Annotated in this window: 14 protein-coding genes; 2 read left to right on the plus strand and 12 right to left on the minus strand. The window is 39.1% G+C overall.

What is annotated here, in order from left to right; translation table 11 throughout:
• Positions 1-54: 54 nt before the first annotated feature.
• From BFP71_RS10455 to BFP71_RS10490, 8 genes are all read right to left on the minus strand, one after another.
• Positions 55-2,124, minus strand: coding sequence for a ComEA family DNA-binding protein (locus tag BFP71_RS10455; protein ID WP_069835418.1), 2,070 nt, complete (start codon positions 2,122-2,124; stop codon positions 55-57).
• The gene (locus tag BFP71_RS10460) at positions 2,121-2,936 is read right to left on the minus strand and encodes a PorV/PorQ family protein (RefSeq protein WP_141719732.1); all 816 of its coding nucleotides are present in this window, start codon (positions 2,934-2,936) and stop codon (positions 2,121-2,123) included. The genes BFP71_RS10455 and BFP71_RS10460 overlap by 4 nt, the downstream gene beginning before the upstream one ends.
• Positions 2,937-2,994: 58 nt before the next feature.
• Positions 2,995-4,377: a POTRA domain-containing protein gene (locus BFP71_RS10465; protein ID WP_069835420.1), complete on the minus strand. Its 1,383-nt coding sequence runs from the start codon at positions 4,375-4,377 to the stop codon at positions 2,995-2,997.
• 45 nt (positions 4,378-4,422) lie between these two features.
• Positions 4,423-5,550 carry a prolipoprotein diacylglyceryl transferase gene (locus BFP71_RS10470; RefSeq protein WP_069835421.1) on the minus strand — a complete coding sequence of 376 codons (1,128 nt, stop codon included), beginning with the start codon at positions 5,548-5,550 and terminating at the stop codon, positions 4,423-4,425.
• A 134-nt stretch (positions 5,551-5,684) separates the two neighbouring features.
• Positions 5,685-7,541, minus strand: a complete 1,857-nt coding sequence (nadE, locus tag BFP71_RS10475) for an NAD(+) synthase (protein ID WP_069835422.1) — start codon at positions 7,539-7,541, stop codon at positions 5,685-5,687.
• Positions 7,541-8,287, minus strand: coding sequence for a ribonuclease III (gene rnc, locus BFP71_RS10480; protein ID WP_069835423.1), 747 nt, complete (start codon positions 8,285-8,287; stop codon positions 7,541-7,543). The genes nadE and rnc overlap by 1 nt, the downstream gene beginning before the upstream one ends.
• Entirely contained in the window at positions 8,287-9,537 is a 1,251-nt protein-coding gene (gene fabF / locus BFP71_RS10485) for a beta-ketoacyl-ACP synthase II (RefSeq protein WP_069835424.1), read from the minus strand. Before fabF ends, rnc begins: the two co-directional genes overlap by 1 nt.
• Positions 9,538-9,564: 27 nt before the next feature.
• Positions 9,565-9,801, minus strand: coding sequence for an acyl carrier protein (locus BFP71_RS10490; protein WP_069835425.1), 237 nt, complete (start codon positions 9,799-9,801; stop codon positions 9,565-9,567).
• Positions 9,802-9,912: 111 nt separating this feature from the next.
• On the opposite strand from BFP71_RS10490, the gene BFP71_RS10495 reads away from it, so the two are divergent.
• Positions 9,913-10,341, plus strand: coding sequence for an IPExxxVDY family protein (locus BFP71_RS10495; RefSeq protein WP_069835426.1), 429 nt, complete (start codon positions 9,913-9,915; stop codon positions 10,339-10,341).
• Position 10,342: 1 nt separating this feature from the next.
• Positions 10,343-11,776 carry a pyruvate kinase gene (gene pyk, locus BFP71_RS10500; protein ID WP_069835427.1) on the plus strand — a complete coding sequence of 478 codons (1,434 nt, stop codon included), beginning with the start codon at positions 10,343-10,345 and terminating at the stop codon, positions 11,774-11,776.
• A gap of 29 nt (positions 11,777-11,805) precedes the next feature.
• Here pyk and BFP71_RS10505 read toward each other — a convergent pair whose 3' ends face one another.
• Genes BFP71_RS10505 through BFP71_RS10520 form a run of 4 tightly spaced genes read right to left on the minus strand, consistent with a single transcriptional unit; the run spans position 11,806 to position 13,989 of the window.
• Positions 11,806-12,567 (minus strand): MBL fold metallo-hydrolase, encoded by a 762-nt coding sequence (locus BFP71_RS10505; protein WP_069835428.1) that lies wholly within the window; start codon positions 12,565-12,567, stop codon positions 11,806-11,808.
• Entirely contained in the window at positions 12,564-12,839 is a 276-nt protein-coding gene (locus BFP71_RS10510) for a hypothetical protein (RefSeq protein ID WP_069835429.1), read from the minus strand. Before BFP71_RS10510 ends, BFP71_RS10505 begins: the two co-directional genes overlap by 4 nt.
• Positions 12,839-13,225 (minus strand): response regulator, encoded by a 387-nt coding sequence (locus tag BFP71_RS10515; RefSeq protein WP_069837043.1) that lies wholly within the window; start codon positions 13,223-13,225, stop codon positions 12,839-12,841. Before BFP71_RS10515 ends, BFP71_RS10510 begins: the two co-directional genes overlap by 1 nt.
• Positions 13,226-13,230: 5 nt before the next feature.
• Positions 13,231-13,989 carry a response regulator gene (locus BFP71_RS10520; RefSeq protein WP_069835430.1) on the minus strand — a complete coding sequence of 253 codons (759 nt, stop codon included), beginning with the start codon at positions 13,987-13,989 and terminating at the stop codon, positions 13,231-13,233.
• Positions 13,990-14,019: the final 30 nt, after the last annotated feature.

The raw sequence follows: 14,019 nt of genomic DNA on the forward strand, positions 1-14,019 counted from the left end.
GTAAAATATCAAAGTTTGAAGTCCGCAACAAGTCATAACTTTTGAACGGACTCATTAATTGATTTTGTATCGGATTTGGAATTTCACATCCGTACGTTTATTGCCTTCGATAGTATCAAGACCTGTGCCAATGGTGTCTCTGTCGTAAAAAGTGGTTCTAGCTACTCTAAACCATATATCTGCTCGACGTGAAATCTTGTGGTTTAATAATATGTAGTTTCTAATACCTCTGCCAGAATATGCGGGAATTGAAAAAGCATAGAGTACATCCCTTTCGTAAACATACTGTCTATTTTGATTACCATTTGTGTCGAATAAAGCGACTCTGGTACTTATGCTGAATCCATCTAATTTCATAGTAGCATCTTGAATAAAAGCGATTCCCTCTGACCGCTCGCCTTGGATGGTATAGTTACTATATTGGATTCGAGATTTTAATCTTAGTGCTTGATGGTTTAATGCTAGATTTAGGAGCCATTGTTGTTTAGTACCCAAGGTTACGATTCGTTGATTTAAATCAGGAAGCGTGTAGTTCACTTCCTTCTTCTTTTTTCTGTATTGCAAGTAGGTTAAGATGTGTCTTTTTGGGGTATAGTTCAACCTGACCATATAGTCACTGCCGCTAGATGGATTGTCAACTTGAAAACGTAACCAAGGGAACTTAAAAGTGTCGTAATAGGCAGTGATGTTTAGTTGGTTGTTCCAGGTATATTTCATGCCCGTGTACTGCCCGCTTTCATTTATGTTTCTACTGCCTTCTGCTAAGGAGGCGCCTTTTAGTGCATGAAAATCTCTTTGATAATTTCTTACTACCATAGCCAATTCAACTCTATCCGAAAGACTGGTAGTAAACCCAAAGATTATTCCTTTGCCACCACTTTTTGATATAGCCGCTTCCCCGAAAAAATCGAACTGTTTCCAGTTGAAATTGCCATAGAGCCCAAGATTGTAATTATACCTGCCCGAGAAATCAAATTTATTGTAAGGCTGATCTGCTCGACTAACGGGTAGTGATAAATGACTTGCAGCGGCTATAAACCCTATGCGTTTAAAGTCATTTGGTTTATGATCTAGCGTTATGCCGTAAATGGCTTCGCTTAATTGGTGCTTATTATTTAGTTCACTTTCGGTTCTGTGAAACCCAGTATTTAGTATGGACGAAACACTCGAATCTGAACTATCAATATCAATCTTCACATTTCCATCAAGCGGTGTATATGAGAGGAAGCTTGTAAGGGTTAATTCATCGCTTAGTTTGTAACTGGCAGCCATTCCACGCAGAAAACCACTTTCGACCACCGAAGTATATGGCCTTATACCTGTATGATACCGCTTCATGCCACTGACAGCTGCCGCACCTTTGCCAGTGTTGAGCCCAGCACCAAATAGTAAACCTTGTCCGAATTGAAGTTGGTAATCCCCTATAATGACTCTTTTCCAACGACCGATATTTTCTTTCATGAAATGCACCGACCAGAAGTCGCTACCAAATTTTTTATCACTAGGTCTCCATTGAAATCTTTCACCAGCATCTTTTTCTGTAGTAAAGCCAAGACTAAAATCTCCAGACTTAGCCACTCTGTATCTTAAATAAACCTTCAGCGGTGTTCCGATGTAGGCAGGCTGTGTTTCGTCATCTATTAGTTTGAATCCTTTTTTTGTCTCTAGTCCTTGTTCAAAACGGAGAAGAAAATAGTTATTCCTTTCGGTTAGGATTTTTCTTAGTAATGATCGGTCATCAATTTTATCCTTATTAAAGTCGATTGTGATAAAGGGTAAGAGCTTGTTAATCGTGACTTCATCAAAGCCTTTCATAAACTGAAGTTCAAATAAGGTCAAAAGTTTGCCTGAAACTTGAATGTAATTTTGAAGAGAAGCTATTTGTCGTGCCGAAAGCATAAAGAGACCCTGCATTTCTTCGGCAGTCGCGGTATTGATATTTATTGGGTTTTCATAGATCAGTAGAAGCCTTTCAAATAGGTCTTCGGAGTTTGAAGATTCTTCTTGTGTATTAAACCTCGCTTCGATGATTGATTGCAGATCAGATTCATCGATACTTTGGGCGTGCCCGTGATGAATAAGGTAGATTTGGAAAACGGTGAATATTAAGAGAAACCTATTCATTTAAATGAATAAGTAATGCCAAAACTATGCGTTCCTCTGATATCTATGTTCGATTGGTAGCTGTAATCTATGGCGAAAACTTCTAAAGCAAGACTGGCACCAAACGAGCGTCTGTTAGTTAATGATGAAACTCCAGACCTCAATTGAATATTATCGATAAACTCATAGGCAATTCCGAATTTAAGGTCAGGAGCAAGCCCTATATCTTTTTCACCCTCTAAGAATAAGTTTAATTGATCGGTAGGATGATAATCAAACGCCATGCGAATGACTGTTGGTATATTCTCATTTGAGTCCCAGATAAATGATGACTGACTGAGGTTGTTTATGAATATGCCAAAGTTGACGGTAGGAGATAATTCGGCAATTCCACCTACGTCGACCATGAAAACACTGTTTTGTCCAAAGTCTTGGATTTGATATTGCGCCAAATTTATCTTGAGCCCAAGACTCATGATCCCCATTTTTTTGGCAAACGATAAACCAATCACTTGATTACTGAATACATCATCACCGAACTTAGTGATAGACAATGCAGCCACTCCCAGTTGATTTGGGAAGGAGGCAGAACCCGAAATAGTATTAAAAGGAGCGAACCCGATGATGGTTTTATAAGCAACCGTCGCGGTAGTTTCTTCGATTGAGGTTAGCCCCGCTGGATTATTGAAAGCCGACCATGGTGATGACAATACTGAGGTAATGCCACCTAAGCCTGACGAAACTGGGTCAGCGTAGGGTATACCAGAAGTTTGACCTTTGAGGTAAAACGAATGGAAAACAAGTAAACTAAAGAACATTAGCCTGTGGCGCACAAACTAATATATAAAAATATATGGATTAATTATATTTATTAAATATTAATAATGATAATTAAATTGCTGCTTTAAAGTTGAAGAAGAGCCCAGTATTACCTTGCTTATTGACGCTATACTCTAGTCTAAAGACAAAATCATAGTATGTAACTAAGTCTACACCCAGGCCGATACTCCCCAAAAACTGATTGTTAAAAAAGTTGTTCTCGGTATTAGGAAGTGGGTTTCCTGTGTAGCCTGTATCGATGAAAACCTTTATATAAAAAGCATACGGAAGTGTTCTAAACTGATTGATTAAGCTTCGTCTGCTCAATTCTTGTACGCCGTCTAAGACCTTAAGCCGTAAGGCGCTGCGATGAGAAATAAGGGCATTACTTTCCACGACAAACCTTTCATAACCCCTAATAAAGTCTGGCCTATACCCAAAACCTGACCTTATGAGATAAGGGATGTCACTGGAGAAGTTTTTAAATGCTTCTGTTCGAGTGGCTAAATAGAAACCTTTTTTTAGGTCGAAGTATTTGGCATAGCTAATTCTAGCTGTGAATAAGTCAAGATTATTGGCTATGCCAAGACCAAATTTTGTTGCTTGAAAGCTGAAATTACTACCTGTAAGTGGGTAAGCGATATAGTCTCTTTTGTCAACCCCGAATACATAGGACAACCTTAAATACTTCTGGATATTCTGACTGTCCGTATGATAGTTAGCGTTTAGGTTGAGAATCAAATCATCTACGGATGACCTCCCATAACCCAGGCTAACGCTATGTCTTGTATAAAAACTAGGGCGGTAAGTAATGGTCCCACTGATACCAAATGATCTTCTTATAACATTATCACTTTCAACAAATTCAAGTCTATGTCCTCTACTTTGAACACCGACAGTTTTGTTGGTGGTGAAATTGGTGGAGAATCCTAGGCCAATAGTCTGTGCATTATTAATATAAGGGATGCTGTAGCTGAGTGAATATTGTTTTGCGAAACCGAATTGCGCCCTAACTCTAAGCTTATCGTTTCTACCGGTTAAGTTGGTGTGAATAAGCTGAGCCCCATAGTTCACCCTTCCAAAATCTCTGTTTTGATTAACCCACCATTCGGTAAAGTTTCGATCGGCAAGTTTAAAAACAGGTAGCGGAAATATATACCACCTCTCTTGAAGCCGTATCAATACATCAACCTCCGTATCGGACATGAATAGGGGGACGATTTCGACAAAGACAAAAAGTCGAGTATTAGTTAGTTTTTGCTGATCCAGAAGTACTTTTTGGGCAAAATCCTTCAGTTTGAGTTTTTCCCCTTCCTTAAAATCGACCTCTCTCAGAATGATTTCAGTACGTGTCTTATTATTACCAGTAATGTAGATTTTCCCTACCTGAACGGTAGATTCGGGATCTAACTCAGGGATTCCTTGAGCATATATAAAGCTTGGTGCTGCAAGCAAACATATTAAATATATACACCACCAAACTCTCTTTGCCAACACGCGTTATTCAGGTTTTCTAGACTTAATAAAGACTCTTATGAGTATGAATACCCCTAATGCCAATAAAGGAATACTTAATAATTGCCCCATATTGTAGGTCATATCATTCTCAAAGTCTACTTGGTTTTCTTTGAATGTTTCGTGAAACCATCGTAGTGCAAAAATCCAAACAAGGAAGATGCCAATTAGTAAACCTTCTGGTGTTCTGTCCTTGTATCTTATCCAAATGCCCAAGAGAATAAAGAACAGGATTAAGGAAGTTCCAGATTCATATAATTGTGCTGGATGACGCACTATACCCCAAGTACGAACAACTAAAGTTGGTTTCCGCTCGACCAATTTAAATTCGTAATTCAACGGACCAGCAGGTTCGGCATAGTGTTCGTTAATATTCGAGTATCTCGTGAGAATGCTTTTGATTCTTGATTCCGCTATTTTTCGGGCATCTTGTTCAGATAGTTGTCGATTTTCGAAAGTTATTGTCAAATCAATGGGTACTATACCCGGTTCCAGCCTTTCGTCAGAGTCACTTTTGGATGCTTCTGCGCTTTCAATGCCTAAATCAGAGTCTTCAATGATCTCTTCTGCAACTCTTGCGAATACTACACCATAATCACTGCCTGTCGGTTTACCGATTATTTCTGAGTTAACAAAGTTGCCAAACCTGATAAATACAGCCGCCAAGGCCACTGTGATTACAATGCGATCTACTATCCATAAATAGCTTTGCCCTACTCGCCTTTGTTTGCGGAATTTGAACCTAAATGGCGACCAGTTGGCATCAACGAAGTAGTGACTATATAAGTATAGCGCCGCTAAAATACCGAATGCTGCACCGTGACTCGCAAGTCCACCTTCCCATGTTCTGAAGAACATTAATGGGTCTGCTAGAAAACGTTTCGGCTCATAAAAGACTAAATGTCCCAGTCTAGCGCCCACAATTGTAGCTAATACCATATGTACAGTAAGGGTATCTACATTCAATGGGTCTTTGCCTTCCTTTTTGAAGATTTTCACCATAATCTGGTAACCAATAATGAAACCTGAGGCGAAAAGGAGACTATACCAAACCGGAGGTTGTATGTCCTTTATAATTTCCCTCATGGGGTCCCAAACGATGTGCAAAAGCATTTTTAACAGTTTTGTGGAGGCAACAAATATATGGGAATTACGAAGAGAAATGAGATTCAGTATACCCAAAGATTCGTAAAATTCAATTTAGGTATGCTTGAAGACGAAATTATCCCAAATACCTGGCAACTTGACTAGTCGGCAAGGGCTTCTAGTTCTGCTAATTCTTCATAGAAACTGGCCGATAATATCGGAAACCTACACCACGTGCGAGGGTCTACATTGAACTCATCTAAATGAAAAGCAGGTGCCAACCGTTCTCTCTTCCATTGATTTCGACTCCAAAGCAGATAGAATTTCCTAATATGAGTTTTCAGCAAATCCGATGACTCAAGATTAGCTAGTTTTAATTCCTGATACACCTCAACAGGCGATTGACGATCAAGAATGGCAAGCTTTTCTATTTCTACCATTATGTGATAAGGCATTAAGTCATCTTCGTCAGTCTGCTTATCGCTGATGGGTCTCAGCTCAGCTGTTGGAGGTAATTCATTAATTGCCGCCAAACCACTGTAACCCATTTCATCTTCGGCAAACTTTAACCACTTTCTAATGAAATCTTTGTCGACGCTCGAAATAGGAGCAATACTGCCACTGGTATCTCCGTCCATAGTAGCATAACCAACATCTCCCTCACTTCTATTTGACGTCGTGATCAGCAAGGTATTCGTGATGTTCGTCAGCATCCAGATTATAGGACTTCTAGAGCGTGCTTGAATGTTTTGTAAAGCGAGATCATCTTTATCCCAAGTGAGTTCACGATCCAGTACTCTTTCAATAGTCTCTGTATAAGATGCTACAGGTTGATCTATTTCCCAGTTGTAGAACTTAGCGCCTATTGAATCAGCCAAAGTTTTAGCTGCATTTAATGTGGTTTGAGATGAATTTTTGGTGCCCTGATAAGCAGTGTTGAATAGGCTATTCACAACTTCCTTTTCAGTTTTAGCTTCAAGGTCGGATTTATGGATATTCTTTAAGAAGGATTCCTTACCCAGTTGATGGATACCTAGCCTAACCATTTCGGCCACCATTACAGCGCAAGTAGCAGAATCGGCTCCTCCGCTCAAGGAAAGCGTAAAGCCTTGGCTTCTACTTTTTCTCATGTAGTCGTATAGTGCCAATGCACAGGCTTTAGGGAATTCTAAATTTTTGGGTAGTATGGGAGCGACGAATTCCTTATTCGGAATTGAGGTCTCATCTGGCGCTATATCCACATGCCGTAGCCGATAGGGCTGGAAGGAGAGGAGCTCATTTCTCAGGTAGGTCGACCCTTGTTGTGCTATAATGATTTCTCCGTCATAAATCATTCGACCTGCCTCATTGCCTAATAAATTAGCATAAACGTATGTGCAATTAAAGTTCTTCGACGAAGATTCTACTAACGCAATACGTTCTTTGGTTTTTTGCATCGCAAAATGGCTCGCACTTGGATTTAAGATTAGGTTAACCCCTCGATCTATAAGCCTACAAGCAGGCCGGTCGGCACCGCGCCAGGCATCTTCACAAATTTCGAAACCTATCTTCCAATCTTCGAAATCGAATGTCAGATCACCAATAGGATAGTTAACGCCCATAAGTTCGATGGAACTCGTTACACCAACTGGCCATGGGTTAAACCAGCGGGGCTCATAGTGAACCCCATCCAATGCCATATATTGCTTAGCATATACGCCTTTAATCTCTTTGTTGTGGACTACAACAGCTGTATTATAAAGGCGATTCTCGTGTCGTAGTGGTAAATTGAAGGAAGTAAAAATCCCTTCCGTTTCTTCGATTAATTCTGGTAAATAAGAAAGTGCTTTTTCGGGAAGCCAATGACTTAAAAACAGGTCTTCACAGCCATATCCGGTGATTGAAAGTTCGGGTAGGCACAATAATTCAACGCGCGTTTTTCGTGCACCTTCGAGGATCGCTTTTAAGCGCGAGACATTGCCTTTCCAATCTAATGGTGTTTGATTGACAGTAGCTCCAGCAACTCTATATTTTCGCATTACTCAATTTCAAGTATTGTACAGGCCTCTCGGGCGGCGTCTTGTTCAGCCTTCTTTTTACTTAAACCATGGCCTTTAGCGATTGGTTCGTCATCTATCTGTATTTGAATGATGAACTCTTTGAAATGTCCTTTATCAATAGTTTGAATATGCTCGAAATTTGGTGTCTTCGAGTTTTTCTGCGTCCACTCGATGAGCTTACTCTTATAGTTCTTTGTGGTATTAATTATTTCCTCTAAATCATAATGAGGCTTGAGGAGCTTTTGAACGATGAACTTCCTCGAAGTATTGAATCCCTTATCTACATAAACTGCCCCAACTAATGCTTCCAAAGCATTTCCGTAAAGAGATTTATGTGAGTTTGGCGTTTTTCTCTTTTTATCGAACCGCACAATCTGGGGTATCCCAATAGTCCGCGCTACATGATTTAGAGAATCCCTGCTGACAATCCTTGATCTTAATTCAGTAAGAAAACCTTCATCTTTAAAAGGAAATTTTTTAAAAAGATATTCGGCTACAACAAGGCCTAAGACTGCGTCTCCAAGGTATTCCAGACGCTCATTAGACTCTTTAAAGCCCTTTTTCACAGATTTAGCGACAGAAGTGTGCTGAACCGCAATTTGATAGGGTTTCAAGTTAAAAGGCTTGGTTCCAACTATCATTTTGATAGAGGAAACAAGCCTTCTTTCTTCTTTTGAATATTTTTTAAAAACTGATTTTAAACGGTTATTTGTCAACCGACCCATTAATCAATTTTTCTAAAGACAACTGAGGTGTTGTGACCACCAAAACCAAATGTGTTACTCAATGCTGCGTTTACAACCCTTTTCTGCGCCTTATTAAAGGTGAAGTTAAGTTTAGGGTCGAATCGCTCATCATCCGTAAAGTGATTGATTGTTGGAGGAACAATTTGATGCTTGATTGCCATAACACTTGCTATAGCCTCTATGGCACCGGCTGCACCTAATAAGTGACCAGTCATAGATTTGGTTGAGCTAATATTTAGCTTGTAAGCGTGCTCTCCAAAGACTTTTTCAATCGCTATGACTTCACTCACATCTCCTAAAGGAGTAGAAGTACCGTGAACGTTGATGTAATCAATCTCTTCAGGTTTCATCTGAGCATCTTCTAACACATTCAGCATTACATTATATGCACCTAGACCCTCAGGATGAGGAGCCGTAATGTGATGAGCATCGGCAGACATACCGCCACCAACTAACTCAGCATAAATCTTAGCACCACGCGCCTTTGCGTGTTCGTATTCTTCTAAAATTAGAGCACCACTACCTTCGCCTAACACAAAACCATCCCGATCTTTGTCGAAAGGTCTTGATGCGGTTTGAGGAGAGTCGTTTCTTTCAGATAGTGCTCTCATAGCGTTAAATCCACCCATTCCTGCTTCTACTACTGAAGCCTCAGAACCACCCGTGATCATCACTTTTGCTTTGCCTAGTTTAATGTAGGTCATCGCATCGATCATGGCGTTGGTTGCCGAAGCACATGCAGAAACAGTCACGAAGTTTGGTCCGTGAAAACCGTATTTCATGGAAATCATACCTGCAGAGATATCAGATATCATCTTTGGTATGAAGAATGGATTAAATCTTGGGTTTCTTTCTCCAGTGGTGAAGTTTTCTACTTCATCCTGAAATGTTTTGAGACCACCAATTCCAGAACCCCAAATAACTCCCGCTTTGAGCTTATCGATAGCATCTAGGTCTAAACCTGAGTCCTCAATAGCTTGAGTAGAAGTTATCATTGCGTACTGAGTAAAAGGGTCCATCTTTCTTACTTCCTTTCTATCGAAGTAATCGAGCGGATTATAATCTTTTAACTCGCAGGCAAATTTGGTCTTGAAATTCGTAGGATCGAATCTTGTGATCGGACCAGCCCCACTCACACCATTTATCAGGTTATTCCAGTAATCATTCAGATTGTTGCCTAATGGTGTAAGTGCGCCAAGTCCAGTGACTACAACTCTTTTTAATTGCATATGGGAGTCGTAATAGTAAGGGTTATATTATTGTACGTTTGCTTCCAAGTAAGAAATTGCATCACCTACTGTAGCGATGTTCTCAGCTTGGTCATCAGGAATAGAAATGTTGAATTCTTTTTCGAATTCCATGATCAATTCCACAGTGTCAAGAGAATCAGCGCCTAAGTCATTCGTAAAGCTCGCTTCTGGCGTAACTTCAGAATCCTCAACTCCTAATTTATCTATGATGATACTCTTCACTTTTGATGCTACTTCTGACATTTTGGATAATATTTAGTTAAAACTCGGTGCAAAGAAATGCAATTTAAGGTTAATGTCAAACATATTTTTTAATCTTGTCTTTACTGATAAACGGTGCTAATTCTGATTGATATGGCCAAAAATAAATTAGAAATAACGTACGATTATGACTTTCCCCTTTGGGCGTTAAATGCAAATGCAAAACCCTATAAACTGGCTTGGAGTATTAATCAAGAACTAGACTTGGCACTCACGAAAGTGGAAAACTTGAAGATCGGCTTTACGGGTGGTAAAAGCTTGAGTATTGTCAATTATAACGATATCAACGAATTCAGAGCGATCCGATTATTAAGAAATAGGGCGGAGGAAAGCGAAGGGCAATTTGATGCATTTTTGGTGCCTGAAATGAAGAATTTCGATTATTTCATAGTTTTGGAAAACGAATCCCAAACTTTAGATGAGAATGCTTTTTTTAGCAAAATCAAAGAAATACCTTTCGTGCAATTTGCAATAAAAGTAAATATCAAATCACTGAAATCCAGAGATAACCTCATTTTCTAAGATGAATCACCAAAGAATCAATAAGCGAGCAAAAATTGTAGCTACCGTAGGTCCTGCAAGTCAGTCTAAAGAGATGTTGACAGAATTAGCACGGTCAGGTGTGAATGTTTTTAGACTTAACTTCTCCCACGGAGAACATAGCACTCATGCTGAAGTCATAAAACGAATTCGCGAGATTAACAATGAACTTGGGATTCATATCTCTATTCTTCAAGACTTACAAGGCCCTAAAATAAGAGTAGAACAAGTCGAGAATGGCGAAGTGTTCATAGAAGAAGGTGATGAATTAATTATCACTAACGAATCTTGTTTAGGTACATCCAAAAAAGTGAGTACTTCTTATCAAGCACTTCCAAACGATGTCCAAATTGGAGACATGGTCCTGATCGATGATGGAAATTTAGAACTGGCCGTAAAGGAAGTCAATGGGGGTGAAGTTACCTGCGAAGTGAAGTATGGTGGATCATTAAAATCTAGAAAAGGTATAAACCTACCTTTTACTAACGTTTCGGCTCCCGCCTTAACCGAAAAGGATAAAAATGATTTAGCATTCGGAATAGAGCAGGGTGTGGATTGGATTGCCTTGTCCTTTGTGAGAAGTGCCGAGGACATAATAGACCTTAAAGAGCGCATCGGGAAGTCTGGTAAAGATATTCGTGTGATTGCCAAAATTGAAAAACCAGAAGCGCTACAGAATATTGACGATATCATTAAAGTTTCAGACGCTCTTATGGTCGCCAGAGGTGATCTAGGAGTTGAGATAGTCATGGAAGAGGTGCCAATGGCGCAGAAAATGATGGTTGAAAAGTGTAATATGGCTGCCAAGCCAGTAATCATTGCTACTCAAATGATGGAGAGTATGATCAAGAATCCTAGACCAACGCGTGCCGAAACTAATGATGTTGCCAATGCAGTTTTGGACGGAGCGGATGCTTTAATGCTATCTGCTGAGACTGCTGCGGGTAAATATCCTGTAGAAACTGTTCAGACCATGGCGAGTACCATTGCTTCGGTAGAACAGTCGGGTGGTATTTATGATAAAGTTAATTCTCCTGACAGAGAGAGTGATACTTTCATGAATGATAATATCTTGTATGGTGCTTGTAAACTGAGTGATAGGGTAAATGCGAAGGCAATAATCGGTAATACTGTTTCAGGCTATACAGCTTTTAAACTATCATCAAGTCGTCCGAAAGCACGTATTTTCATTTTTACACCAAACAAAAACCTACTTACCAAACTTGGTTTGGTTTGGGGAGTAGAAGGTTTCAATTACGACAATACTGTGTCAACTGATCAAACATTTTTAGATCAAGAACGCATGTTAAAGGAGGCTGGTCAAATTGAAAGTGGCGACATATTTATTTCTACAGCGAGCATGCCGATTTTTGCTAAAGGAAGAACGAATATGCTCAAATTGAATATCACTGATTAATCCCGAGATTCAAGGATACACTGTAAATTCTACAGGTCTATTTGAAGTCCATCGTAGGCTAGGCTGATATTGTCAGGTAGTTCCTTTTCCACTGACTCATGAAGTCCCATTTTATGACTGATATGGGTAAAGTAAGTCTTTTCGGCTCCGATTTCTGTAGCTAATTCTAAAGCCTCAGATAGGGTCAAGTGACTTATGTGGTCTTCTTTTTGAAGGGCATCAAGCACTAATACTTTTGATCCTTTTGCTTTAGCAATTTCTTTTGGTCCTATTGTTTTGATATCTGTCAGATAAGTAAAATCCTTGATTCGAAAACCAAAAACAGGTAATTTATAATGTAAGGCTTCAATAGGGATGACCTCCACACGTTGAATCTTAAAAGGTTTATTTTCAATTACCATTGGAGTAACTCTTGGTACTCCAGGATAGGCGTTTTCACTAAAAATATATGAGAACTCTTGCTTTATCTGATTCAAGACAGACGCTCTTCCATATATTGGAATATCCTGCTTTTGAAGAAAATTAAATGACCGGATATCATCCATTCCAGCAGTATGATCTTTATGTTCATGGGTAAAGATTAATGCATCTACATGCCGGATTCTTTCTCTCAGAACTTGTTGTCTGAAGTCAGGTCCAGAATCGATGATAAAGCTTTGATCATCAACCGATATGTGTAATGAAACTCTTAGTCTTTTATCCCTAAAGTCTAAAGACCTACATACAGAGCAGTTGCAACCGATAACAGGCACTCCTTGAGAAGTGCCAGATCCTAATACGGTGATTTTCACAATTGAAGAGAGGTTTGAGATAGTTCAATGAGCAAATTAGCATTTTTGTCGCTCAATTCACTCTTGTCTATTTCAATAGATTTCAAAATATCTATAAGACAATTGATTTTCCCCTCGGTGGTGTAATATTTATTGACAATGGCAATTTTTGTGTCTTTTAATACACAGTAGCCTGACTTAAAACTGCCTTTTTCATAACGCAATACGTAATCAGATTCCGCAAAAACATCTTCAAGTTTATTTAGGAACTGTTTGGTATAGCGTATTGTCATTAAATTGATCCGGTATGTTTTTTTACGAGTTCAATCAGCTTGTCGTAGTCGAGAGGCTTTTGCATATAATCATTCATGCCAGCTTCAAAGAAGCTTGAAACGGGAAGGTTTTTCGCATTTCCAGAGATGCCGATAATTGGCGTTTTCGATTTCTTAGTTTTACCAGACCTGATCGTTTTGGTAGCAGCAAGCCCATCAAGTAAGGGTAGGTTAATATCCATAATGATTAAATCGAAATCTTCTGATTCAAATTTGTCTAGGACTTTTTTACCATCTTTTACGGACGTGATTTTACAGTTTTCAAAAAGTAAAATCTTTTTTAAGAGATTTTGGATTACTGAACTATCCTCGGCTACCAGTACTTTTTTGTGATCTACCTCAGTCATAATCATCATGCATTAATAAGAGTCTGTTGTGCTTTAAATACACTAAAAATTTTGCTGGAATAGTCAACTAATTCCTGAATACGGATCGACAACGAATCGTGATCACCCGATTTTATATCCGTCTCAAGTACGGATGTCAATTCAGACAGTTTGGCAAAACCTAAGGACCCAGCATTACCTTTAATAACGTGCAAGATACTTAAAATTTCAGGATAATTCTGAGTCGTTTGTAAAAACACAAGTTTTTCGCCAAAAAGGTTAGTTTCCTTGATGAACTCATTGTACAATTCTGTCAATTCTTCATTACTAGCATAGCGTTTTAGCTCATTGATAATTCCAAAATCGAAATCGGATTGTTCGGAGTTAGATTGATTTTGTTGATGAGGCATTCGATAATTAAACCAATGACTGACTGTGTTGCGTAAGACCTCGGGCCTAACAGGTTTTAAAATACAATCACTAAATCCATATGCTATAAAATCGTCGCGATCATCTAAGTCTGAGAAAGCGGTAATCGCTAATATTGGAACTTCATTTCCGAGCTTTTCACGAAGTAGAGTAAAGCATTCATAACCATCCATAAGTGGCATTTGAATGTCGACAAGGATTAAATGTGGGGGCGCTTTTTCGGCAATATCTAAGGCTTCAAAGCCAGTCTTTGCAATGATGACTTCGGTGTTTAATTCTTTCAATGCAGTTTTCACATACCGCCTGTTGATTTCATTGTCGTCTACAACAAGAATATATTGCGTTTTCTTCCTCATTAGTGTGCCTTATACCAATAATAATTAATT

Origin of the sequence: Roseivirga misakiensis, from assembly GCF_001747105.1 — a bacterium.
In the GTDB taxonomy this organism is placed as follows: Bacteria; Bacteroidota; Bacteroidia; order Cytophagales; family Cyclobacteriaceae; genus Roseivirga; species Roseivirga misakiensis.